Source organism: Candidatus Acididesulfobacter guangdongensis, assembly GCA_004195045.1.
Lineage (GTDB): Bacteria > SZUA-79 > SZUA-79 > Acidulodesulfobacterales > Acidulodesulfobacteraceae > Acididesulfobacter > Acididesulfobacter guangdongensis.
Genome location: SGBC01000003.1, coordinates 116,336 through 141,125, shown reverse-complemented (window position 1 = coordinate 141,125; position 24,790 = coordinate 116,336). Strand labels below are relative to the sequence as shown.

General features: G+C 32.4%; 18 protein-coding genes. 1 reads left to right on the top strand and 17 read right to left on the bottom strand.

The features are described 5' to 3' along the window. Window positions 1-39 precede the first annotated feature (39 nt). The 12 genes from EVJ46_07015 to EVJ46_06960 all read right to left on the bottom strand — a co-directional run bounded on the left by EVJ46_07015 (window position 40) and on the right by EVJ46_06960 (window position 17,280). Entirely contained in the window at window positions 40-927 is an 888-nt protein-coding gene (locus EVJ46_07015) for a PIN domain-containing protein (GenBank protein ID RZD16233.1), read from the bottom strand. A 366-nt stretch (window positions 928-1,293) separates the two neighbouring features. Further along, the gene (locus EVJ46_07010; GenBank protein ID RZD15941.1) at window positions 1,294-1,785 is read right to left on the bottom strand and encodes a CarD family transcriptional regulator; all 492 of its coding nucleotides are present in this window, start codon (window positions 1,783-1,785) and stop codon (window positions 1,294-1,296) included. A 310-nt stretch (window positions 1,786-2,095) separates the two neighbouring features. Further along, entirely contained in the window at window positions 2,096-3,169 is a 1,074-nt protein-coding gene (gene mqnE, locus EVJ46_07005) for an aminofutalosine synthase MqnE (GenBank protein ID RZD15940.1), read from the bottom strand. Window positions 3,170-3,241: 72 nt separating this feature from the next. Continuing rightward, window positions 3,242-3,943 (bottom strand): UbiX family flavin prenyltransferase, encoded by a 702-nt coding sequence (locus EVJ46_07000; GenBank protein RZD15939.1) that lies wholly within the window; start codon window positions 3,941-3,943, stop codon window positions 3,242-3,244. 163 nt (window positions 3,944-4,106) lie between these two features. Beyond that, window positions 4,107-5,000 carry a 4-hydroxybenzoate octaprenyltransferase gene (locus EVJ46_06995; GenBank protein ID RZD15938.1) on the bottom strand — a complete coding sequence of 298 codons (894 nt, stop codon included), beginning with the start codon at window positions 4,998-5,000 and terminating at the stop codon, window positions 4,107-4,109. A gap of 119 nt (window positions 5,001-5,119) precedes the next feature. After that, window positions 5,120-6,565: a menaquinone biosynthesis decarboxylase gene (locus tag EVJ46_06990; GenBank protein RZD15937.1), complete on the bottom strand. Its 1,446-nt coding sequence runs from the start codon at window positions 6,563-6,565 to the stop codon at window positions 5,120-5,122. A gap of 317 nt (window positions 6,566-6,882) precedes the next feature. Then, on the bottom strand, window positions 6,883-8,847 hold the full coding sequence (gene selB / locus EVJ46_06985) for a selenocysteine-specific translation elongation factor (protein ID RZD15936.1): 1,965 nt from the start codon (window positions 8,845-8,847) through the stop codon (window positions 6,883-6,885). Between the two features lie 228 nt (window positions 8,848-9,075). Continuing rightward, window positions 9,076-10,560 carry a Do family serine endopeptidase gene (locus EVJ46_06980; protein ID RZD15935.1) on the bottom strand — a complete coding sequence of 495 codons (1,485 nt, stop codon included), beginning with the start codon at window positions 10,558-10,560 and terminating at the stop codon, window positions 9,076-9,078. Window positions 10,561-11,049: 489 nt separating this feature from the next. After that, the gene (gene clpB, locus EVJ46_06975; GenBank protein RZD15934.1) at window positions 11,050-13,641 is read right to left on the bottom strand and encodes an ATP-dependent chaperone ClpB; all 2,592 of its coding nucleotides are present in this window, start codon (window positions 13,639-13,641) and stop codon (window positions 11,050-11,052) included. Window positions 13,642-13,705: 64 nt separating this feature from the next. Continuing rightward, on the bottom strand, window positions 13,706-14,092 hold the full coding sequence (locus tag EVJ46_06970; protein RZD16232.1) for a DUF1844 domain-containing protein: 387 nt from the start codon (window positions 14,090-14,092) through the stop codon (window positions 13,706-13,708). A 190-nt stretch (window positions 14,093-14,282) separates the two neighbouring features. Then, window positions 14,283-16,637 (bottom strand): ATP-dependent Clp protease ATP-binding subunit, encoded by a 2,355-nt coding sequence (locus EVJ46_06965; GenBank protein RZD15933.1) that lies wholly within the window; start codon window positions 16,635-16,637, stop codon window positions 14,283-14,285. 238 nt (window positions 16,638-16,875) lie between these two features. Further along, window positions 16,876-17,280 carry an Hsp20/alpha crystallin family protein gene (locus EVJ46_06960; GenBank protein RZD15932.1) on the bottom strand — a complete coding sequence of 135 codons (405 nt, stop codon included), beginning with the start codon at window positions 17,278-17,280 and terminating at the stop codon, window positions 16,876-16,878. Window positions 17,281-17,725: 445 nt separating this feature from the next. Here EVJ46_06960 and EVJ46_06955 point away from each other — a divergent pair, with 445 nt between their 5' ends. Beyond that, window positions 17,726-18,415, top strand: a complete 690-nt coding sequence (locus EVJ46_06955; protein RZD15931.1) for a hypothetical protein — start codon at window positions 17,726-17,728, stop codon at window positions 18,413-18,415. 89 nt (window positions 18,416-18,504) lie between these two features. On the opposite strand, the gene hflX is transcribed toward EVJ46_06955, so the two are convergent. The 5 genes from hflX to xerD form a co-directional block, all read right to left on the bottom strand. Then, the gene (hflX, locus tag EVJ46_06950; protein ID RZD15930.1) at window positions 18,505-19,587 is read right to left on the bottom strand and encodes a GTPase HflX; all 1,083 of its coding nucleotides are present in this window, start codon (window positions 19,585-19,587) and stop codon (window positions 18,505-18,507) included. Window positions 19,588-19,665: 78 nt separating this feature from the next. Then, on the bottom strand, window positions 19,666-20,610 hold the full coding sequence (miaA, locus tag EVJ46_06945; GenBank protein RZD15929.1) for a tRNA (adenosine(37)-N6)-dimethylallyltransferase MiaA: 945 nt from the start codon (window positions 20,608-20,610) through the stop codon (window positions 19,666-19,668). Between the two features lie 6 nt (window positions 20,611-20,616). Continuing rightward, the gene (locus tag EVJ46_06940; GenBank protein RZD15928.1) at window positions 20,617-21,975 is read right to left on the bottom strand and encodes a hypothetical protein; all 1,359 of its coding nucleotides are present in this window, start codon (window positions 21,973-21,975) and stop codon (window positions 20,617-20,619) included. Window positions 21,976-22,052: 77 nt separating this feature from the next. Next, window positions 22,053-23,717: a CCA tRNA nucleotidyltransferase gene (locus EVJ46_06935; protein ID RZD15927.1), complete on the bottom strand. Its 1,665-nt coding sequence runs from the start codon at window positions 23,715-23,717 to the stop codon at window positions 22,053-22,055. A gap of 1 nt (window position 23,718) precedes the next feature. Then, complete coding sequence (gene xerD, locus EVJ46_06930; GenBank protein ID RZD15926.1) at window positions 23,719-24,717, bottom strand: site-specific tyrosine recombinase XerD; 999 nt, start codon at window positions 24,715-24,717, stop codon at window positions 23,719-23,721. Window positions 24,718-24,790: the final 73 nt, after the last annotated feature.

The following is a 24,790-nucleotide window of genomic DNA, read 5'->3' as shown; positions in this document are numbered from 1 at the left end:
TTACTTTATGCTTATTGCTTCTATAATATTATTATTCACCTAAACCCTTTCCCTCTCATGGTTTATTCTGGCAAATATCATTCTGCCGCTTGATGTCTGAAGTATGCTTGTTACCGCAACCTCAAGCTCCGTGCCGACTAATCGCATAGCGTCTTCAACGACTATCATTGTTCCGTCATCCATATAACCGATTCCCTGATTTTTTTCTCTTCCTTCTTTTGCTATCAGGATGTTCATGGTCTCGCCAGGAAGGAGAATCGGACGCAACGATTTCGCAAGGTCATTGATGTTCAGCACCTGAATATTCTGAACTTGCGCCACTTTATTTAAATTAAAATCATTTGTAATAATTTTGGCATTCATTTCTTTTGCAAGAGCCGTTAATTTTGCATCTACTTCTCTAATTTTTGGATAATCTTTATCTATAAATTCTATGTTAATATTTTTATCTTCCCTCATTTCATTCAGCATATCAAGCCCTCTCCTTCCTTTGACTCTTTTCAGAGGGTCCTGGGAATCTGCTATATGCTGAAGTTCGTGCAGAACGAATGTCGGAATGACAAATTTGCCTTCTATAAATTTTGTCTTTGCAACATCTAATATGCGCCCGTCAATTAGAGAGCTGGTATCTATTATTTTTATACCGCATGAAAGGTTTGAATTTAATTCTCTTCTTGAAAAGCCGCCAAAAGAATCTGAAATATATGATTTTGCAACCGAAGCCGCAACCTCTTCGCTTGCCCTTAGCCCAATAATTAACCCTATATATCCTGCTACAAAATTAATAAATGCGTATGATGCGTATCCTAAAATGCCGCTTGTAAAAAAAGTTTTAAATAATTTATAAGTTAAATAATTGACTACGTAAAGCGAAATGAATAGTCCAATGCCTCCGCTCAATATTTTGCGCGTGGAAATATTTTCCATACTTTTTTCGAGGGTAACAACTATAAATCCGGTAATAAATCCGAATAAAAGCCCTACATATGCTAAAAAATCATTATGCCAATATTCTTTGCCTATCAAAAAACCTAAAACAGAAGATACTAAAATAAGAAGCAGCCTGACGAAAAAAATAGGTTTTTTTTTTGATATATTTATATTATTTAACTGCAATTTTATGAGCCTGATTAGTAGATTAGAATTATACTTGCAATGTGATTATAAAAAATATACATATTTTATTAATTAGATTTAAATAAAGCTCAACAAATTCAACTAAATTACAACAGACTTTTAGTATAGCTCATCATATAATTTATTGTATAATTTATTGTATAAATTTTAAATAGATTATTGTATGAAAATTCTTCTTATCTGATCCTCAACATAGCTAAAAGGTCTTTGCGTAACCGTAGATATTTCTGTGACAATCAAATGCTTTGCTTTTTCAAACATTTTCTTCTCAGCAAAGGAAAGGTCTTTTTCAGCCTTTAATATATAAAGGTCTCTCAATACCTCCGCCACTTCAAAGAGGCATGCAGAGCACAATTTCAAATTATATCCGTTATACCTTTTGTTCCATGATTCTTTTTTGCAAAAAGAATGTTTATCTTCCTTGCATTCAAGAACATCAAATACTTTTTGAATATCTTCAGCGCTTATCAGCTGCCGTAAACCGACCTCGTCTGAATTTTTCACAGGAACCATAATTTTCATATTGTTCTCAATTACAACAATATTGTAAAAAGCAATTTCAACCGACCCTACTTTTTGCACGGTAGTTTCCTTCACAATCCCGACTCCATAGCCCGGATAAAAAATAAATTCATTTGTTTTAAACATGACACACCTCCTAAGTTATTAAATTAATTACACAAATAATCTTATATTATATTAATTAAATTAATTAAAATTTATAAGCATAATTTTATTTAATATGATAATATCTAATAAATCCAAAAGAATTCACTGTAATTATACAACAAACACAAGCACACCGCACCTTGATATATTAACTGTATTATGTTGCCGGACAGACATAACAGATCTCCCGCATAAAACAGCCAGACAATGCAGCCGCAAACTTGCCGCAGCATAAAATGTATAGCGTTCTTAAATATTTAAATATAATGTTAAAAGTATATAATATTACTCAAACTGACTCGGTGTAAAACGTATCGCGTTCTATCGGAATTTTTCCGGTTTCTTCAATAATTTTCTTTAGTCTTTTAACGCTTAAACCTTCTTCTGTATCGGCTCCTGCGCTATGAGATATATTTTCTTTTATAAGGGTTCCGTCAATATCGTCTGCCCCAAAAGACAAGGAAACCTGAGCTAAATTTATACCTAAATTAACAAAAAAAGTCTTTACATGTTTAAAATTATCCAAGTAAAGCCTAGAAACGGCTATCACTTTCAAATCGTCATAACCGGAGGTTTTATGAGAATTTTTTATCGCAGTATTTTTAGGCTGGAATGCGAACGGAATAAAAGATTGAAATCCTCCGGTAATATCCTGGGCATCTCTTAGGATTTTCATATGATTAATTCTATCTTCGTAAGATTCTTTCACTCCATACAGCATAGACGCATTTGACGGTATTCCGAGATTATGCGCTGTTTTATGAATCTTAGTCCAGAGCTCGGCATTTATTTTCTGAGGACACAATTTTTTTCTTAATTTATCGTTAAATATTTCTGCGCCTCCGCCCGGCAGACTTCCTAATCCGCAGTTTTTCAAATCAATAAGAACTCTTTCAATGGACAAGCCTGATATTTTTGACATATAATCTATTTCAACCGCCGTAAAAGCTTGAATATTAGCATATGGAAAATTTTCTTTTATCGCACAAATCATTTCAAGATAGTATTCGTAAGGCAAAGACGGATGAAGTCCGCCGACTATATGTATCTCTCTAAAATTATTTTCTTTTGCATGAGATTTTATAAAATTAATTATTTCATCTATACTTAGAGCGTAAGCATCTTTTTGACTTTCTTTTCTGTAAAAAGCGCAGAAAGCGCATTGATTGACGCAAATATTAGTATAATTAATATGTATATTTACGATATAATATACATTGTCGCCGTTTATTTGAAAATTTTTATAAGCGGCAAGCTCGCCGAGCGTTAATATATCATTGGAAGAAAATAAAAATAAACCGTCCTCATCACTCAATCTTATATTATTATAAACCTTATTTTTAATAATTTCAAAGTTTGTCATTTTTACCGTTTTGCAATTTACCGTTTTATATTTATTATTTTATAAGCAGTTATTTTTATTTATCAATAGTTATCAATAATCCGGATTCCATCTTTTATATATATTATTTTCGATTCCGAAAGAATCCATAATCTTGCCGATTATGAAATTAATTATATCGCTAATAGTTTCTGGTCCATTATAAAAAGCCGGGGTCGGAGGCAATATTACGGCTCCAGCTCTGCTTAAAGAGAGCATATTCTTTAAATGTATATCATTTAAAGGTGTTTCTCTCGGACAAATTATTAACTTTTTACGCTCTTTAAGCATAACATCGGAAGCTCTTTCAATCAGATTTCCGGAAATTCCGTTTGCAATTCTTGATAAACTCCCCATAGAACAGGGAATAACAGCCATTCCTTTAACATCCGCCGCCGAACCGCTGGATATTTTTGCTTCGATAAACATTTCATCTAAATATTCATAATTATTCCTGTTGCTGTCTTTGTCTTTGCAATCTATATTAAATTTGGATTTGATTTCATCATAAACTATGTTTCTGCTATATGCCGGATAACCCCCGCCGGCTGTTTTACCTGCAAAATCATTGTCCGTGTCTAAACCTTCAAACAAACCTTCAAACATATTTAATTCATTTCTCATTACTTTGAAAGCAGGCTTCGAAATAATTAAATAAACATAAAAATCATACTTTATCAGCTCCTCTAAAAGTCTGAAGCCGTATATAGAACCTGAAGCGCCTGTAATAGCAACTATATATGCTTTACGTTTCATTCTTTAATTTTAAAAAGATTTGAATATACCGCATAGTAATTAGATATTATAATTATGCTGCGATTAATTGCTTCAATCTAAGAAGCGTGAATATCCGTGTTTGTTTTTTTGTAAAGTGTATTTGCCTTTAGCTCTAATTCTCCAATTAAGACAAAATCCTTAATTAAAATTTTAAAAATATCCTGCTTAAAATACTGACGGTTATAAATAAAAAAAAGCTTAAAGAAATATAGCCGTTCATATTAAAAAATGCCATATCTATATTTTTTAAACTCTTATAAATTAAATAATGTTCGTAGATAAAAAAACCGGCAATTAAAAATAATCCGGCAATATATAAATAGTTTAAATTGAATACAAAATAAATATAGACAAGAAGACCTATCGTTGCAATGTGAAGAATTCTTGACATTATAACGGCATTTTTTATTCCAAATTTAGCCGGAACGGAAAAAAGATTGTGCGCTACATCGAAATCGTAGTCCATAGTTGCATATAAAATATCAAAACCCGCTCCCCATAATAATACCGCTGTTCCAAGTACAATAATTTTGTAGTCTATACTGCCTGTTACCGCAATCCAAGCGCCTATAGGACCGAACGCCATGCTTGCTCCGAGAACAAAATGCGAAAAAAAAGTAAATCTCTTCGTGAATGAATAAAATGTAATAAACACAATTACAAAAGGCGATAGCGCAAAACATAAAAAATTAAGCTCATGCGCGGAAAATATTAATACTGCGTACGATACTAATCCGAAAATTATGCTGTATAGCATAGAAAGCTCGCCTTTAGGAAGCGTTCTTGACTTGGTTCTGTCATTCTGAGCATCTATTTTTGCGTCTATAATGCGGTTAAAAGCCATCGCTCCGCTTCTCGCAGACGCCATAGCTATTACAACCCACAATATTTTATAATAGAAGAAATATGTATTTATCTCCGTCGGGAATTTTATATAGAAAGCAAGCAGAAAAGCGCTCAAGGCAAACGGAAGAACAAATATCGTATGCGAAAATTTTACAAGTTCTAACGTATTTTTAATTTTTTTTGATATCATAGCAATATACTTAAATTTAATAATTGATATCTATATTGACAATAAATTCTTTATTTCTTTGAAAATAATCACGACAACATACTTAAATTTAATAATTGGTATAACATAATAACGGTGGGTTAAAAGCCATACTCTTTCCATCTGCCGTCAACTAATTTTTTAATTTCGTCAGACATAACTATATCATCCGGCCATTTCCTTTTATAGCCCTCCGTAGCCCATTTTTTTGTGGCGTCTATACCCATTTTAGAACCGTAATTAGGTATATCCGAAGCATGTTCTAAAACGTCTATAGGTCCTTCAACAAAAGAAACATCGCGTTTCGGGTCTATGTTATTGCAGAGCCTCCATATTACCTCGCCTTTATCCTGAACATTAACGTCTTCATCAAGAATAACTATAATTTTTGTAAACATCATAAGACCCAGACCCCAGATACCGTGCATTATTTTTTTTGCATGCCCTGGATAGCTTTTTTTGATGCTTATAAAAGCAAGGTCATGAAAAATACCTTCAAAAGGCAAATTCATATCAACAATTTCAGGAAATATTTTTTTAATAGCAGGCAAAAAGAATCTTTCTGTTGCCTTACCTATGTAACAGTCTTCCATAGGAGGCTTTCCTACTATAGTAGCAGGATAAATTGCGTCTTTTCTGTGAGATATCAATGTTACATGAAAAACAGGATAATAATCTTCTAATGAATAATAGCCTGTATGGTCGCCGAAAGGACCTTCTATTTTTAAGTCTTCTTCCGGGTCTATATATCCTTCTATAACAAATTCTGCATTAGCAGGAACATACAAGTCATTGGTTTCGCATTTTACCAATTCTACAGCTTCTTCCCGTAAAAAACCTGCAAACATCATTTCTTCGATATCAGGAGGAAGCGGAGCTGTAGCAGAATAAATAACGGCAGGGTCTGACCCCAGTACTACGGAAACAGGAATCTTTTTTCCGAGCTCTTTATATTTTCTGAAATGTCTGGCACCGTCTTTGTGAATATGCCAGTGCATTCCGCATGTCGTATCGTCATAAACCTGCATCCTGTACATCCCGACATTTACGGAACCGGATTCAGGGTCTTTAGTAAAAATCAGCGGCAGGGTTATAAAAGGGCCGCCGTCTTTGGGCCATGTTTTAAGAACAGGCAGTATATCAAGAAACGGAGGCGTTTTTATTATAACATCCTTGCATTTGCCTGTTTTTACAATTTTTGGCATGTAATCAGCCAATTTTTTTAATTTCGACAGAGACTTAATCTTTTCAAAAAAGTTTGTCGGTATTTCGGGGTCAATAATTTCAGAAACACGTTTTCCGACGTCATCAAGACTTTCAACCTGAAAAGCTTGCAGGATTCTTTTGTGAGAACCGAACATATTCATCAATACAGGAAATTTAAATCCTTTAACATTTTCAAATAATAATGCCGGTCCTTCCTGTTTAACTATCCTGTCCGATATTTCCGGAATTTCTAAAATTCTGTCAACTTGAACGTCTATTTTTTTTAAATCGTTATTTTGAGAAAGGAAATTAACAAAATCGTGCAGGTCTCTATAAGCCATTTTTAATTTTTGATATTATTTTCATTGATAATAAATTAGTATGATTATCTGTATATTATATATACAATATTTATATAATATACAGACATATATATAATAATAAAAAAACCTCAACATATTATTATATTATATATTAATTTATTTTTTATCTCAACAAAATAAATTTCAACCCAACTTTGCCGCAATTATAACAACCCATTGGTATTACTATATTTATAGGGCAATAAAAATGCCTATGGGTGCGCTACAAAATAAAAAAATTAAATATAACAATTCAATGAGCTATAATTTTAGAAAAGATATCTTTTCCTTAATACTCATTTTGCGGCTTTTATTCTGTAATTTTCTTTCTTGACGGTAAAGCCGATACCGTCAAAATATTCTAATAACGGAATAGCGTATTTTCTGGAAACATTAGCTATATCCTTCATATCTTTAGGTTCAAGTTTATCATTTATTTTGAAAAAGTCGTTCAATTCTTTCTGAATCAAATCAATCTGGTCTTTTAAATAATACAAATCAAATTTTATTTTAACCAATTTTTGAGATTTAACCATTGTGCTTATAAGAAAATTTAACAGCTTTTTATTTATATTTATTTTTTTTTCTATTTCATCTGGCGAAGGGGTGCTGTTGCCGGAAGATTTAAAGATGCTTTCTATTTTTTCTATCAGTTTATTATATTCTTCCGATAATTCATTTTCGGTATTTTTTACGCTGCCGGCAATATAAATATTGCCTTCTTCGCTGACAACTAATTTGTCGTCAATCAATTCGTTTAACGCAATATCTAAAATTGAGGTATGAAAATTTTTTTCATACAGGCGGTAAAGTTCTTTTTTTGATATCCCAGTCTGAATTGATTTTTGAATTAATTTTTTTTCACTGAGTAGTTTTATATTTTCATTTAAAGTCTTTTTTAAATCAATATATTTTTCTTTTAAAGCGGCAAATTTATTTTTTGAATCTGTAATGATCAATCCTTTTTCTTTTAATTTATTTATATAACTTGTAAAATTTTCATAGGTAAAATAAAATTTTTTATAAATATTGTCTAAATCGGCAGAATTTCCTGACAGTCTAATAAAACCCATAACATTATCTAATACATCATCCGACAATATTTCTTCAAAATATTTTTCTTGACTGATGTAATATTTAAAATCCATAAACGGGTCTATTATAATACCTCCGCCAATAGTCCCTGCAATGCTGTTATCCCTTATAATAAATCTTTCTTTCGCAACTGAAGAAATTTTTTTGTCTAATTTAATTATTATATACGCCCATTCACCTGGCATTATTTTTTTGTTATTTTCATGTCTGGGTATAATGATAATTTTTGCAAATAAATTTAAACTGCCGGTCATAAAAGTAATGTTTATCAAATTTTTTAATTCTTTTTTATTCGATTTCAGATAATAAAATTTAGCAAGAATTTTATCGGACGGCAATAAACTGTTTTTTAATGAAACAACATCTCCTGTATTTATAGCTTGTTTTTCAACACCCGGAATGTTTAAGGCAGTTCTTGTAGAATTAAATGCAACCTGAATATTCTCGTTATGGGATTCGATGCTCTTAATCTTCGCTCTTATGCTTTCCGGCATTATCTCAATCTCGTCATTAACTGAAAATTTGCCATATTTTAATGTACCTGTTACAACCGTACCTATGCCTTTTAAAGAAAAAACCCTGTCTATAGGTAAAAATGGCTTTGCATTTAATTTTACGCCTGAATCAGCTGAACTTAAGAGTTTTGAAGCAAAATAGTCCAATCTTTGAATTAAATTATTAATTCCTTCCTTTGTTTTTGACGAAACCTTGATTATATTCCTATCATTAATGTTTAATCCGTTATTTTCATAAAATTCTACAATTTCTTTTTCTCTTTGAATTACAATATTGTTATCAACCGTATCAATTTTTGTAAGAACCGGAATTATAATATTAACGCCCAGTATTTTTAAAATATTAAAATGCTCTATCGTCTGTGCCATAATACCGTCATCTGCGGCTATAAGCAAGATAACCATATCCATTCCGGTTGAACCTGAAACCATTGTTTTTATGAACTTGGCGTGACCGGGAACATCAACTATCCCTGCATGAATTCCTGATGGTAAAACTATATCGGCATAGCCTAAGACTATACTGATGCCTCTTTTTTTTTCTTCTGTAAGTCTGTCGGTATCTTTGCCGGTAAGGATTTTTATAAGCGAAGTCTTACCGTGGTCTATATGTCCTGCCGTTCCTATAATAATAAATTTCTTCTCATGCATGATAGGTCTATATTTATAAAGAATAAAAAAATAATCCGGTCCCTTTCGAGACCGGATTACCTTTAGGAGGAGTGTGATGTAAAGCTTACAGTTTTAAAGTTAAGTTAAGCTAAGTTAAAATCAGTGAAGTTAAATAATTAGTTCACCGAATTTATTTGTTCGATATATTAATTTAATTATCTTTAATTACAATTACCTTTAACTTCCAACAAACATCGGCAAATCAATTTATTTTGAATAAGCCAGATACAGCTTCATGCTTCCGCGTCTGACAAATAATAAATACTGGTTCTCTTTCTCCGCATTTTTTATTTCCTGTTTATATTCAGTTATGTTGCTGCATACGGAATGATTTATTTCCTGTATAACATCGCCCGGCATTAACCCCATCTTCTGAGCAATACTTCCCGGTATAATTTTTGTAACAATAACTCCGTGATGTACATTTTGAAGTCCATATTTTTGCATATTAGAGGCAGTTAAAGGGACAACAGCTATTCCAAACTTATCGGTTGTAACCTTTTTTGCTTTAAATACATTCTTAGGACTTTTCCAGTTCCCTACCGTGATATTAAGGTTTATTTTTTTTCCGTTTCTTAAAATTTCCATAGGAACGGTAGTTCCAGGTTTAGTATTACCTACGAGCCATGGCAATTGCGACATTTCTTTGACTTTATAACCGTTATATTTAATTATAATATCTCCGCTCTTCAATCCTGCTCTTGACGCTGGACTATTCGGCAATACTGATGATACCAATGCTCCATATGTCGTATGAAGATGAAATGCTTTTTCAAGGGACGGGCTGATTGCCTGTATTTCAATACCAAGCCATCCTCTGGTAATTTTTCCCGTTTCAAGCTCCGGCAAAACTTCCTTGACAACGTTTATAGGAATTGAAAAACCTATCCCCGTTGCGCCTTTTATTATCGCGGTATTTATGCCGACGACCTGCCCTTTCATGTTAATTAGAGGTCCTCCGCTATTTCCAGGGTTTATTGCAGCGTTAGTCTGTATAAAATCTTCATAAGGACCACCTATTGCGCGTCCTTTAGCGCTTATAATGCCGTCTGTTACCGTCCAGCCTAAACCAAAAGGATTACCTATGGCAAGAACCCACTCTCCGATTTGAGACTTAGCAGAATCCCCGAGCACAGCCGCCGGAAGACTTTTGTTCACATGAATCTTCAGTAATGCTAAATCAACATTCGGGTCTTTACCGATAACACGCGCTTTATAAGTCCTGCCATTGTAAAGTTTAACATATATCTTGGTAGCGCCTTTTATAACATGATTATTTGTTATGATATATCCGTTTTTACTTATAATAACTCCGGAACCGAGACTTTCTTCAGTATATGAAGATTGAGGCTGACTGTTGAAGAAATTATGAAAAAACTGACCAAATGGATTCGGTTCATTCCCAAACGGATTCTGATACATAATAGAAGGTCCGCCTTTTATCTGTTGAGTAGTTCTTATATTAACTACAAAAGGTTTATCCTGTCTAATTAACGCGATAAAATTCTTAGGTCCATTTTGAGCCGGCATCTCAGAATTTTTTGTCGTATAAATCAACGGCGGATTTGCTGCGGCATTGGATTTTTTAAGCAGATGCAAATTTGCCGTAATAATAACCCCTGCTATTAAACCGATAAAAACAGCAACGGCTGCACCGATAATTTTAGCGTCTGGTTTGAACTTTAATTTCATAATTCTGAATACCTCCGTGAAGTTAATTTAAAAATAAAATACACATTAATTTCTAATTAAATGAATAAATAAAGAATGTTCAGTAATGACATAATTTTAATTTTACATTAACCTTATTAATATTTTAATTTTCAAGTCAATGTATAGTATGCATTTTTTATGCCAACAGTAAATAAATCAGATTTTAAAAACTTCGCTACATATAAACAAAACCGAATATATTTCTTTTTTGCATAAAACACAATATAATCAACTAGTTATTTATATGTATTTTTTTTACTTATTTCTATAATCATGCTCTTATAAATCAATTTATCAATTAATTTCAACATGACAAAAAAAATTATATTGTCATTATGACAAGCATATAATCCAATTTTATTGTCATTATGACAATTTTTTCTATTTCTATTCTTACTTTTTATTAAAAACAACTTCATTGTTATTAATATAACAATTTTTTTCAACAGATAAATTTTCGGTAATATATTACTTTTTATTAAAAACAACTTCATTGTTGTTTTCATCATATTCTGCAATTATTGAATCATCGGAAACAATTTCGGATGAAAGAAGCTTTAATGCTAATTTATCTTCTATAAATGTTTTTATCGCTCTTTTTAAGGGTCTTGCTCCAAATATAGGGTCATATCCTTCCATAGCAATAAATTTTTTCAAATTATCGGTAAATTCAATATCTATATTTTTTTCTTTTAACAGCGCGGCTAAATTTTTTAACTGAATTGTAACGATTTTAAGAATATCCTCTTCTCTAAGAGCGTGAAATATTATAATATCGTCTAATCTATTAAGAAATTCAGGTTTAAAATAATTTTTTAAAAGTCCCATCACATTATTTTTCATTTCTTCATATTGCCCGCCAGTGTAATTTTGAATCATATCCGAGCCGATATTGGAGGTCATAATTATAATGGTATTTTTGAAATCTACCGTTCTCCCTTGACCGTCCGTAAGACGACCGTCATCAAGAAGCTGCAGAAGAACATTAAAAACATCGGGATGCGCTTTTTCTATTTCGTCGAATAAAATAACGCTGTAAGGTCTTCTTCTTACACTTTCCGTGAGCTGTCCGCCTTCTTCATATCCGACATAACCCGGAGGAGCGCCTATCAATCTCGAAACAGAATGTTTTTCCATATATTCCGACATATCTATTCTCACTATATTGTTTTCATCATCAAACAAAAATTCGGCAAGCGCTTTGGCAAGTTCAGTTTTTCCGACGCCTGTCGGTCCTAAAAATATAAAAGAACCCATAGGTTTTTTAGTATCGGAAAGTCCGGCTCTGGAACGTCTTATAGTATTTGCAACGCTGCTTATGGCTTCGTCCTGCGATATAACCCTGTTATGCAGATGTTCTTCTATCAATAAAAGCTTCTCCTTCTCTCCTTCAAGCAATTTCGTAACAGGAATTCCGGTCCATTTCGCAACCACTTTTGCTATGTCTTCCGAATCAACCTCTTCTTTTAATATTCCTCCGTTTTTTTGCAGTTCAATTAAAGAATTATTGTATTCGGCTAAATTTCTTTCTAATTCATTCAATTTGCTGTATCTGATTTCTGCAACCTTTTCGTAATTTCCTTCTCTTTCATATTTCTGTTCTAATGTTCTTAGCGAGTCTATTTCTTTTTTAACATCGCCTAACTTTTTGATTAAATCTTTTTCATTCTGCCATTTTGCCCTTTTGCCGTTAAATTCTTCTTCTAAATCCGCAAGCTCTTTATCTAAATTATTCAATCTTTTTTTAGATTCGGCATCTTTTTCCTTTTTCAGCGCCTCCTGTTCTATTTTAATCTTGATAATTTTTCTTCGTATTTCATCAATCTCCGTCGGCAATGAGTCTATTTCTATTCTTAGTCTGGCTGACGATTCGTCGATTAAATCAATTGCTTTATCCGGCAAAAATCTGTCGGTAATATATCTATGCGAAAGGGTAGCCGCTGCTATGATAGCCGAATCCTTAATCCTTATGCCGTGATACGCCTCGTAGCGTTCCTTAAGTCCTCTTAAGATAGCTATGGTATCTTCGACAGACGGCTCATCCACAAAAACAGGCTGAAACCTCCTCTCTAAAGCTGCATCCTTTTCTATGTATTTTCTGAATTCGTCAAGCGTAGTCGCTCCTATAGCCCTCAATTCGCCTCTTGCCAGAGCCGGTTTTAAGAGATTAGAGGCATCCATGGCGCCCTCCGTTTTACCGGCTCCGACAAGCGTATGAAGTTCGTCTATGAAAATTATAATTTTCCCTTCGGAAGATGTTATCTCCTTAACAACAGCTTTAAGCCTGTCTTCAAATTCGCCTCTGTATTTAGCTCCGGCTATCAGCAGACCCAGGTCTAACGATAGAACAGTCTTATCTTTTAAAATTTCAGGTACGTCCCCGTCGGCTATTCTTCTTGCCAGTCCTTCTACTATTGCGGTTTTACCGACGCCCGGGTCTCCTATTAGCACAGGGTTATTCTTGGTTCTTCTTGATAAAACTTCCATAAGCCTTCTAATTTCATCGTCTCTGCCGATAACAGGGTCAATCTTTCCGGCTCGAGCCATTTTTGTCAGATTTACCGTATATTTTTCTAAAGCCTGATACTTGTCTTCGGGATTCTGGTCAGATACCCTTGTATTGCCTCTTATCTCTAAAAGAGCCTTGAGGACCATATTCCTGTTAAGCCCGTTGTTTTTTAAAATATCAAAAGATTTTGTGTCTCTTGCGTCGAAAAGAGCAAGAATTAAGTGTTCGACGGAAACATAATCGTCCTTCATGTTAGTCTTATTTTTGTCTGCAAAATCTAATATCAGCCGCATTGAAGAAGAAAAATTAGGCTCTAAAGCGCTTCCTTGAACAGAGGCAAGCGACGACAACGCACTTTCAACTTCGCTTAGTATGCTATTTGTATCCGCTCCGACTTTTTTAAATAAAGAAACCGCCATGCTGTCGTCGTAAGTCAGAAGCGCAAAAAGCAGATGCAGGTCGGTAACCTCCGGATTTTTTGCTTCTTTTGCTTTATTTATCGTTAATTCAATGACTTCTTGCGATTTTATAGTAAAATTATCTAATCTCATTTATGATACTCCTTGTAATATATTCTTGCGATATAGTATCCGATATTTTATTTATTTCTCATTTTTATTTTTCATTAACATAAAACATTTTTAAATCATACAGTATATTCGTCATCAGTTTTGATTCGTTTTCATCAAGGTTGCCTTTTGTTTTGTTTGAAAGCATGTCAATCGTATCAATTAAATATCTTGCTGTTTTTAAATCTTTTTCATATTTTCCGGTCATAGGATTAGGCAGCTTTCCAAGGTAAAATAAAGCCTGAGCGTTAAGGGAATAAACGAAAGTCGAAAAATCGGCTTTAAGTTCTTCAATACTGTTGCCATTTTTATCGGCATCGCTATTGCCTCCGGCGTTGAATGAACCCTTTTCTTTGCCGCCTATTATTTCGTTTTCTTCAAATGTATTTGCGTGCGAAAAATTTTGCGTATTATCATGCAATTCTGTTTTCATTTCAGAACTTGCAGTTTTTTTTTCTTCATGCGCTCCGCCGTTGGAGACAGATTCCGATGATTTATTTGATTCTCCGTCTTTTGAAAATAATCTTTTATCTACGACTTTAAAACTTTTTTCTTCAGAATTGGAATTCTCATCCTTACCGTTGTCTTTAATATTATTTTTATTATTATCATCTGCGGAATTTTCAAACATAATTGGGCTCCTCTTCAAGTGTTTCTTTGATTATCTCATTTTTTTTATTATTTTTATTATTATTTTTATCAGATTTTCCGTTTTTATAATTTTTATCGGCTTCTACACTAACCTCACCGTCTTTTAATTCGGCGATAAATATATCTCCGTCATTCCATTTTAATGTAATTGGAACTTTTATTATGTCATCTATCTTTCTTTTTAAAAATCTTGCTCCGTATTTAGCGCTGAAACCGAGTTCAACAAGTTTGCCGAGAGCATCCTCTTCTACAATTAATGATTTGTCATACCCTGCCATACTTTTATTAATGCTTTCTAAATGCAGCAATGCAATTTTCTTAACTTCCTCTTTTGTAAGCGGAGAAAAAATTACAATATCGTCTATTCTGTTGATAAACTCAGGAGAAAAATTGTTTTCCACTTCTTTATTGATGGTAGATTTTATAGACTTGATAACATCGGTAGATTCAATAAAACCTAACGGTTTTGTAAATTTTGAGAATTCATGCGAACCGAGATTTGAAGTCATTATAATTATAGAATCTGAAAAATATACTCTTTTTCCTCTGCCGTCTGTTAAAAATCCTTCGTCAAAAACCTGCAAAAATAGATTAAAAACCATATCGCTTGCTTTTTCTATTTCATCCAGCAAAATTACGGAAAAAGGGTTATCTTTTACCTGATTTGAAAGAATGCCACCCCTTGTAGAACCCACTATTCCTCTCGGCATACCTATCAGCTTATCTACCGCCAGTGAACCGTCTTTATATTCTGACATATCAATCCTTATTAAATTTTTTGGAGAACCGAACATATATTCTGCAAGGGCTTTTGCAGTTTCAGTTTTGCCCACTCCGGTCGGGCCTAAAAAAAGCAGCACTGCATCAGGTTTATCATAATTGCTCTTCAGAGGTCCTTTATTAAGCCTTATATGTTTGGCAAGAGATTTAATCCCTTCGGTTTGTCCGACTACTCTTTTAGAGAAAAAATCTTCCATATCCTGAAATCTTTCAAGAACGTCTCGTTTAATTAAATCAACAGGTATATTCGTCTCTTGCGACACGACCTGATAAATATTTTCTTTTCTTACTATTTTATCTTCGGAATATATTTCCGCCTTGACGCATCCGGTATCTAACCAGCCGATTACCTTATCCGGAAGCCTTAAAGACCTGCTGTATCTTGAAGAAAGATTAAGCGATTCGTCGATTGCTTCTTTTGATATTTCAACGTTATAGGTATCTTCAAATCTTCTTTTTAATCCATACATAATTCTTTTCGCGCTTTCGAGAGACGGTTCTTTAACGTGAACTAATCTGAACCTCCTTGCAAGGGCTTCGTCTTCGGCAATAACTTCTTTGTATTCGGATAAAGTCGTAGCGCCTATCATCTGAACATCGCCGCGGGCAAGCGAAGATTTTAGAATATTAGCTGCATCGCTGGGAACGCCGATTGCAGAACCGGCTCCTATAATTGAATGAACCTCGTCTACAAAAAGAATAATATTTTTTCTTGATTTTATCTCATTTATTATTTTTTCCATCCTGTCTTCAAACATACCTCTGAAAACAGTGCCTGCTATAAGAGAGTTCATTTGAAGGTTGACAATCACTTTATTCCTGAGTCTGGGCGGAACATTATACGGTTCCAGCTCTATCTTCCTTGCTAATCCTTCTACTATGGCTGTTTTACCGACACCGGGTTCGCCTACTATCATGACTGAATTGGACCTGTCTATATGGCATAATATCTCCATAACTTTAGTAATTTCGGCATCTCTGTCAAAAACTAACGGCAGTTTATCCATAACAGCCAGCTTGCTTAAATTAGTAGCATGCTGCCTTAAAGTGTAAGGAAGGTCGTATTTTCTTCTATTTTCATCGCTTCTATTTTTTCTTTCCCTTATTTTTTGAAATACTTTATCGGCTATAACAACCGAGTCAATGCCTATGCTGCTGAAAACTTTCGCAATTACTGAATTCGATTCCTGAAACATTACCATAAGAAAATCAGTAGAATCTATCATATTTCTTCCGGAACTCTGAGCGTAATCGTAGGCGCTTTTGAAAATATTTCTGGTCTGAAGCGGTATTTTAAGACCTTCTCCTATATACTGCTCTTGAGACATCATGTAATCGTTTAATAATTTCAAAAGCTTTTTTTTATCTATTTTAAGGTCTTCGAATATATCGTTCATCAAATCTTCGTCGACTATCGTAAGAGCATAAAATATATGTTCTAAACCAAGATAGTAATGCTTTCTTTTTTTTGATTCTTCTATGGAGATAGTAAGAACTCTGAATCCGCTTTCCGAGAGTTTGTCTTCATAATTGTCAATGCTAAACATAATATTTGTACCGCCTATTTTAAAGTTTTAGTATTTTGTATTAAATTTTAATAAAAAATATTAATTTATTAAATTTTTTAATTTATATAATTTAATTTATATGGTCTAATTTACATAACTTAGTTTATATGATTTATTTCGCATAACTTTAGTTTATACGGCTTGTGTTTATAAAGTTTAAGTTGCATAATTCATATTGCCTGTATTACGATATAACTTATTCCGGTATAAAATTATATTAATAAATTTTTATTTTTTTCGAATTGATATCAATATTTTTGGGAATAACTATTTCCAGCACTCCATCTTTAAAAGAGGCAGTTATACCCTCCGCATTTATATTTTTAGGCAAATAAAACGAACGCTTAAAAAAACCGTACGAACGCTCCATTCTTTGATAATTTTCTTCTTCTTGAGACCTGCATTTAGTTCTTATCCCGTTAATTTGAATAATACCGTCGCCCAATTCTATATTGAGATTCTCTTTTTTTACGCCTGATAATTCCACCTGAATAACTATTGTTTTTGCAGACTCGTACATATCGGCAAACGGTTTAAAACAATAAGAATCGTCGTCGTATTTTTTATTTTTGCCATTAATAATAAATCTTAAATCGTTATTTTTTTGTTTTTCGAAGTTCATTTTAAAATGCCCCTTAGTTCAAATGATTTGCATGTAATGTCCGCTCGTTTAACATATCTTATTATAACAAATAAAAGCTGAAAAACCAAATTTTTATCTTTAAATTTTAATGATTGTGGTATAATATTTTAAAATTATAAAAAAAATTAAAAAACAAATATTGAAATTGTTAAAAAGTATTATAAAAGTATTAAAATATCAGGAAATATTTAAATCTATATGCAATGATTATAAAATATATACAAATATTAAAAATATCGTAACTGATTTAAATTTATTTCAATCATCGTAAAATATATACAAATACAAATACAAATATAAATATTAAAAGGACAGGTCTAGAATGCAGAGTAAAAATGTTAACAGATTTTCATATGTTGTATCTTGCTTAAATCGTGATTTTTTTAATATATATAACATCAATATTCTCCGAAATTTAATTATTATGACTATTTTTTTATTTACTTTTTTATTTTTATCGGGACTGTTTATAAAAAATATTTATGCATTCAGCGTTAAAGCTAATACGTTCGTCGTTGTTCCAAAAAAAAATTATCAGCTTATACAGACTATAGGTATAAAAAAAGATTTAACCGTCGCACTTAAAAAAACCGTCGCTCTGCTTATCGGCAAAAATACTTCCGATAATAAAAAAAATAAAATAATTCTGGATAAAGCTATATATTCCAGATCTAATAAATTTATTTATTCTTTTAAAATTGTAAAATCAAAAATTTATTTGAATCTTTTTTATATAAATCTTATATGTAATATTAATATAGGTTATTTAAAAAAAGAGCTCGCAAAATTAGGTTTTAAATTACAAAAAATTAATAATAAAAATAAAATTATATACAATATCTACAGATTAAGATTTACGGGTCACTTTAAATATGCATACGCCGACAAATTTATGCAGATGATGATAAAATCTTCACCGGATTTAAAAAATATATATATATCTTCATTTTCCAATGATTATGTAGGCGTGAAAATCAAGTATGCCGGCGGCATTTTAAATCTTTTAAAAAATATAAAATTAAAACTCTCTACATTTCTTAAATATAAAGAATATATAAATAAAAATAATATTATCTATATTAACATTAAAAAGGCAAAACGCCAAATCAAATAAATTAAGGACGGACACCGGTTTCAGTTTGCTCAACGCAATGCCCTATATTCAGCTATTCTGACAGATAAATATTAATCGCATTTCCGCCATTACCGCAGAGTTTGAAAAATTGAATCCTTGAGCAGATTCAAATTAATATTGTTTTTAGCCGATACCGGTACAACCACGCCTCCCGTAATTTGTTCAAATTTATTTTTCAGATAATCCGCCTGTTCCTGCGGAATAAGGTCTATTTTATTTAATGCTGTTATAATTTTATTCTCTCCGGCGCCTATTTTTTCTAAAATCTTAATAACCTCTTCGGCTTTTGCAACCGCTCCATTTTGCGTAGGATCGACAACGTGAACTAAAAGCGAGGAAAACACGGCTTCTTCCAGCGTAGATTTGAACGATTCTATCAACAATAGCGGTAAATTTTGTATAAAACCTACCGTATCGGATATAATAACTTTTTTGTTTCCGTTTTTATTATGCATAGCCTCCATCTTAGTGCCAAGGGTAGCAAAAAGTTTATCTTCGCCATGTTCTTTAGAGTGGGTCAGCGCTTGCAATAGCGTAGTTTTTCCTGAATTGGTATAACCTGCAAGCGTAACGGTATCCAACCTCTGTTTTCCTCTGTTCAATCTCTGCAAAGAGCGTGTTTTTTTGGCAAGCTCAAGTTTATCTTTAATATGTTTTATTTTAAGTCTGACTTTTCTTCTATCCGTTTCTAATTTAGTTTCTCCAGGTCCTCGCGTTCCTATGCCAGCCCCTGTTCTTGAAAGCATATCGGCGCTTCCCTTAAGTCTGGGCAAAATATATTGCAGCAGGGCCAGCTCAACCTGCAGTTTGCCTTCAGCCGTTTTGGCTCTGGTTGCAAAGATATCAAGAATAATCCTCGTTCTGTCTAAAACATTTACTTCAAAAAAATCGGATAGATTTCTTTCCTGGGCAGGCGAAAGATCGGCATCAAATAAAACTATGTCTGCGCCGTTAGACTGTATTATCTCTTTTAATTCATCAGCCATGCCTTTTGTTATGTAATAAGCAGGACTAATCGTTTTAACATTTTTTAAAACCTGCCCTATATTTACCGCTCCGGCAGTTTTTGAAAGCATGCCGAGTTCTTCCAGCGAATCTAAACTTAATTCTTTTTTTCCCCGGTTAATTCCGACCAAAAACGCTTTTTCCATATGATAGTTTTTATTAAGTTTGCATTAGTTAGGTTTTAAACGACAAAGTTAAATCACGTACAGTTTTACTAAGTTAAGTTATGCCAAAAAAATATCTATATTTTTCTTAATAATACTTAATCTTTCATCTTCATTTATAGTTTCAATAAAAACGGCATTTACTGATTTTCTAAACCACGTTATCTGTCTTTTTGCATATTGCATTGTTGCTTTAACTATTTCCGAAAAAAGTTCGTTTTTAGACGGTATAACGCCGTTTAAATACATCAGCGTTTCTTTATATCCTATAGAATTAAACGGTTTTAAATCAGAACTGTAACCCATGTTAAGAATTTTTTCCGTTTCTTCTATTAAACCGTTATGTATTATATCTTTTGTCCGCTCTTCAATCCTTTTTTTTAAAATTTCTCTGTTCGGTATAAAAATAATATTTATAAAATCATAAGCCGGTTCTTTAAAAGGATTTAAATTAATAAAATACGACAGCGGTCTGCCTGTATGGTAAAAAACTTCCATCGCCCTAATTATTCTGCTCTTATCGTTAGAAGAAATTCTCATGGCATATTCAGGGTCAACTTCTCTTAATTTTTCATAAAACTTTTCCGCGCCTTCTTCTTTAATTGACTCGGATAGCTTTTTTCTGATTTCATCGCCGGATATCGCAGGGATAGGCGATAATCCATAAATTAAAGCCCTTGTATATAATCCAGTCCCGCCCGCAAATAACGGCAGGTTGCCGTTATTTATAATGTTTAAAATCACTGATGAAGCGTCGTTTGAAAAATCAAAAGCATTATAACTTTCATCCGGAAATTTTATATCAATAAGATGGTGCTTTACCGCTAACATCTCTGACTTCTCAGGTTTAGCGCTGCCTATGTCAAAATATTTATAAAAACACAGCGAATCATAATTTACAACCTCCAAAGGATAAATTTGCGCTAAGCGGAGAGAGGAACCCGTCTTGCCGGAACATGTCGGACCGCCTAAAATAACTATTTTCTGTTTTTTATTATTATCCATTAAAAATTAAAATGCAACATCTTCAATTTTTTGCAATCTTTTAAGCTCTTCCATTTCCGATGCGAAAGAACTGTCGGTTCTGCCCATAAGAAGATAGGCAAATTTTTTGCCTTTTTCGACGCCCGGCTGGTCAAAAGGATTAATTTCAAGCAGATTTCCGAGCACAGGTACCATCTCCATACAGATAAAAGAGAGTTCACCCATTGTAAATTCATTGATTTTGTCTACCGTAATCCGGAAAGACGGTCTGCCCTTCATTGCAAGCGCCAACTCGACGCCGCTCAGTTCATTCAATAATAATTCCGAAAGTTTTTTACCGTTTAAATAAGCATACTTTTCAAAACCTTTTGAATTAATATTATAATCAAATCCATAATCTTTAAGACATATAAAACATGACAGTTTATCTTGCGGTCCGTCCATGTAAAGCTGTAATTGCGAGTGCTGGTCTGTTGCTCCCGTCGCTTTTACCGGCGTGGGCGATTTTAAATCTTTGCCTAGACTTTCAGCAAATAATTGTCTAAACCATCTTCCAAATTCATTAAGATAATCGCCGTAAGTATCGATAAGAAACATGTTGCGTTTTTTTTGGGTATAGTAAAGATATATTATAGATGCGGCGGTGTAAACAGGATTAGCATCTAAAGGTTCTTTAGCCAGTATATCGTTTCTGGCGGAAATTACGCCGTTTAAAAATTCATCGATGTCTAAACCCATACAGTAAGCAGGAAATAAACTTCCTGCGGTAATTATAGAATATCTTCCGCCGACATTAGCAGCAATATCCAGAACTGAAATATTATTTTCATCGGCAAAATTTCTTAAAAAACCGCTTTTTTTATCGGTTATAAAAATCATATGCTCTTTATAAGCATCTTTAAATTTATTTTCTAACTTTTCTTTTATAATAAAAAATTGGGATACTACTTCTATAGTGCTACCGGACTTTGAAACAAAACAGAATAAAGTTTCATCAAGATTTAATTTTTCAATACTATTACTTAGATAGGCAGGATCAATATTTTCAGAAAACAATACCTTCATTTTTTTATTTACGGTTTTATCTATTGTCTGTTTCAAAGCATTCTGAAGAAAAATAGCCCCGAGGGAAGATCCGCCCATACCGAACACAAATAACGTTTTTATATTATTTGAGAAAAATTTTTCTGCCATATTTTTAATGTCTTTAACCATCTGCTTGTCTTCAGGAACATCGTATAGACCGATTGCACCGTCTTTCCTCAATGTTGCCAAATTCTTTTTAGCATCAGTCAATTTACCTTTCAATAATTTAATATCGTCATATGAAATACCGCCATCTCCTATAGCAGGTGACAAAGCAAACTTGAAATTAAATTCAACCATGTAAACCCCCCTCCTTATAAATAAAATTAATTTAATTGATTATTAGATGCAAATAAAGTTAATAAATACACTATAGTTTAATCATGTTTTATATTATATTCGGTTTTTATATATTCAATTTCTTCTTTCCTGCTTTTGATTGCGCCGTCAATCTTTAATAGCTTTAACATATTCAAAATTTTGCCAATTTCAGGTCCTTCTTTAAAGCCCAGCTTTTTTAGATCTTCTCCTGAAACGTCTGATTTGACATTAATAATTTCAAAAAGATAAATCTTTAAATATTTATCAATTCTATTAATATCGCTGCCGCTATTATTATTATATCTCATTATAAAAAAAATAATCGAATATAAATTAAAAGGTTTCAGAACCGAATATAGTCTGCTTTTGAAATTTGCGCTGCTTTCTGCGGTAATATTCATCATAATATTAGCATTGCCGATATATTTGTTGCCGATATTTTTTGCGCCTGTATTATTTGTATCCGCCGTATTTATAGATAGATTTATATTTTCTTTATTGTTTATATCTATTTTATTTATATTAATATTTATATTATTTTTATTATTTATATCTATCTTATTTATATTTATATCAGATATGTTATTTATTCCTATCTTATTAATATTGCGGACAATCTTTTTAATAGATTTGATTTCCGCTTTTATTGATAAAAATAATTTTTTTATATTTTCGCCAAAGTTTAGTCTTTCAAGAATAGAAACTATTTTTTCATCTTTTAATCTGATTAAGAGCTCCATTAAATACAATAATTCAATATTTATTTTTGTTGCGTTCGCATTTTTAATCTTCGTCTCATTTATTTTAATTGTGCTAATTTTTTCTTTATTTGACTGATAAAAATTGCGTATCTTTTCAAAATTTCTTTTATTGCATGATGTAAATTTTAAGTCTTCATCAATGCTTTTCAGTGCGCCAAGCTTTTCAAGCCTTAAAAAATAAACTTCGGGACGGCTTTCATGAAAAATTAAATTAAGTTCATTGCTTATCCTCTTTCCTGAGATATTATCCATTACCCCTTTTGATAGGGCATCTATTAATAATTTTTTGGTGTTTTCTTCAATCCTGAATCCTAATCTTTTTTCAAATCTTACAGCTCTGAATATTCTTGTAGGGTCGTCTATAAAACTTAAATCGTGCAGTACCCTGATTTTTTTATTTAAAATATCTTTTACGCCATTATAATAATCTATTATTTTAAAAAAATTATCCGGTCCTAAATTAAACGCTAAAGCATTTATCGAAAAATCTCTCCTTATTAAATCATGTTCCAAGTCTGAAAATTTTACCGAAGGAAGCACCCCTGATTTAGCATAAAACTCCCTGCGGGCTGAAGCAAAATCTATATTAATAATATTTTCATGAACAATAGAAAAAACCATGCTTACCGTTTTAAATCGTTCGTGCTTTTTTATATTGCAAATATAAATATTATTTTCAAATTTATATAATTCCTGCTTCAATATTCCCGCAAAAATAATCGCATCCCCTTCCACGCATATATCAATATCAACCGGTTTTTCTAATAAATCGCAAGTCTTATGACGGTTATGAATTTTATAAATCAGTAAATCACGGACAAAGCCGCCTACAATATAAATTTTAAACCCGTGCTCTTCCGCAATTTTACCGAAAGTTGCGTACAAATGCATAGCTGTGCGGCTGCTTAAATGTATATCGTCTGCTATATTTATATTAAAATTTAAATTTGCGTTTAACATCTTACTTTTTTATATTTTCTTCCGCCGCATCTGCCGCATCCGTATCTGTATTTCTCGGATGATATTTTTGATGCTGCTCTTTCAAATGTGTTATATCGGTATGTGTATAAATCTCGGTAGTTGAAATATTAGAATGACCTAGCATTTGTTGTATGGAACGTAAATCTGCCCCTCCTTCAAGAAGATGCGTGGCAAAAGTATGTCTTATAGTATGCGGGGTTATATTTTTGTCGATACCGGATTTAAGCGCCATTTTTTTTATTATCTTCCATAGACCTTGCCTTGTAAGCGGTTTGCTTTTTTTTGTGACAAAAAGATAATTACCGGCGCCTCTTTCTATTTTACCCCGTTCTTTAAGATACTCTTTAATATATTTTGCCGCCGAAATATTAAACGGAATAATTCTTTCCTTTGAGCCTTTTCCTATCACTTTAACAAAATTCATTTCAAAGTTAAAATTTTCGAGTTTTACGGAAGCAATTTCCGATATACGCAGCCCGCTGGCGTATAAAAGCTCTATAAAAGCTTTATTCCTTAATCCCTCGAAATTATTTTGAAATTTAACCTCCAGCATTTTATTAATTTCATCTTTAGTGAGAAATTCCGGCAATTTCCTTCTGACAAATGGATATTCAATATCTTTGAAAGGGAATTCGTCTATTTCGGAATTTCTGTATAAAAATTTATAAAAACCTTTTATAGACGAGTAAAATCTTGCTCTTGTTTTAGCGGATAGATTTAAGGCGGATAGAGAAGAAAGGAAATTCTGAACCGATAAAGGCGCTACTGATAAAAAATCTTCATTCTGTTTATGCAAATAATTAAGAAAAAAATTTAAATCTTTATAATACGCAGAAAAAGTATTCTGACTGTAACCTTTTTCAATCTTCAAATATGTTATATATTTGTCAATTAACGCTTCTGCCTCTTGCATTTTTATTTTGCCCAACCCTTCTTTTTGTGATACTTCCTGCTGTATTACTTCTGTATTTTCAGCCATGTTGATATGATAAAACCTCTTATACTATACCTTTTCTTTATTTTATATTAGAACAAAAAAAATATAAATATGT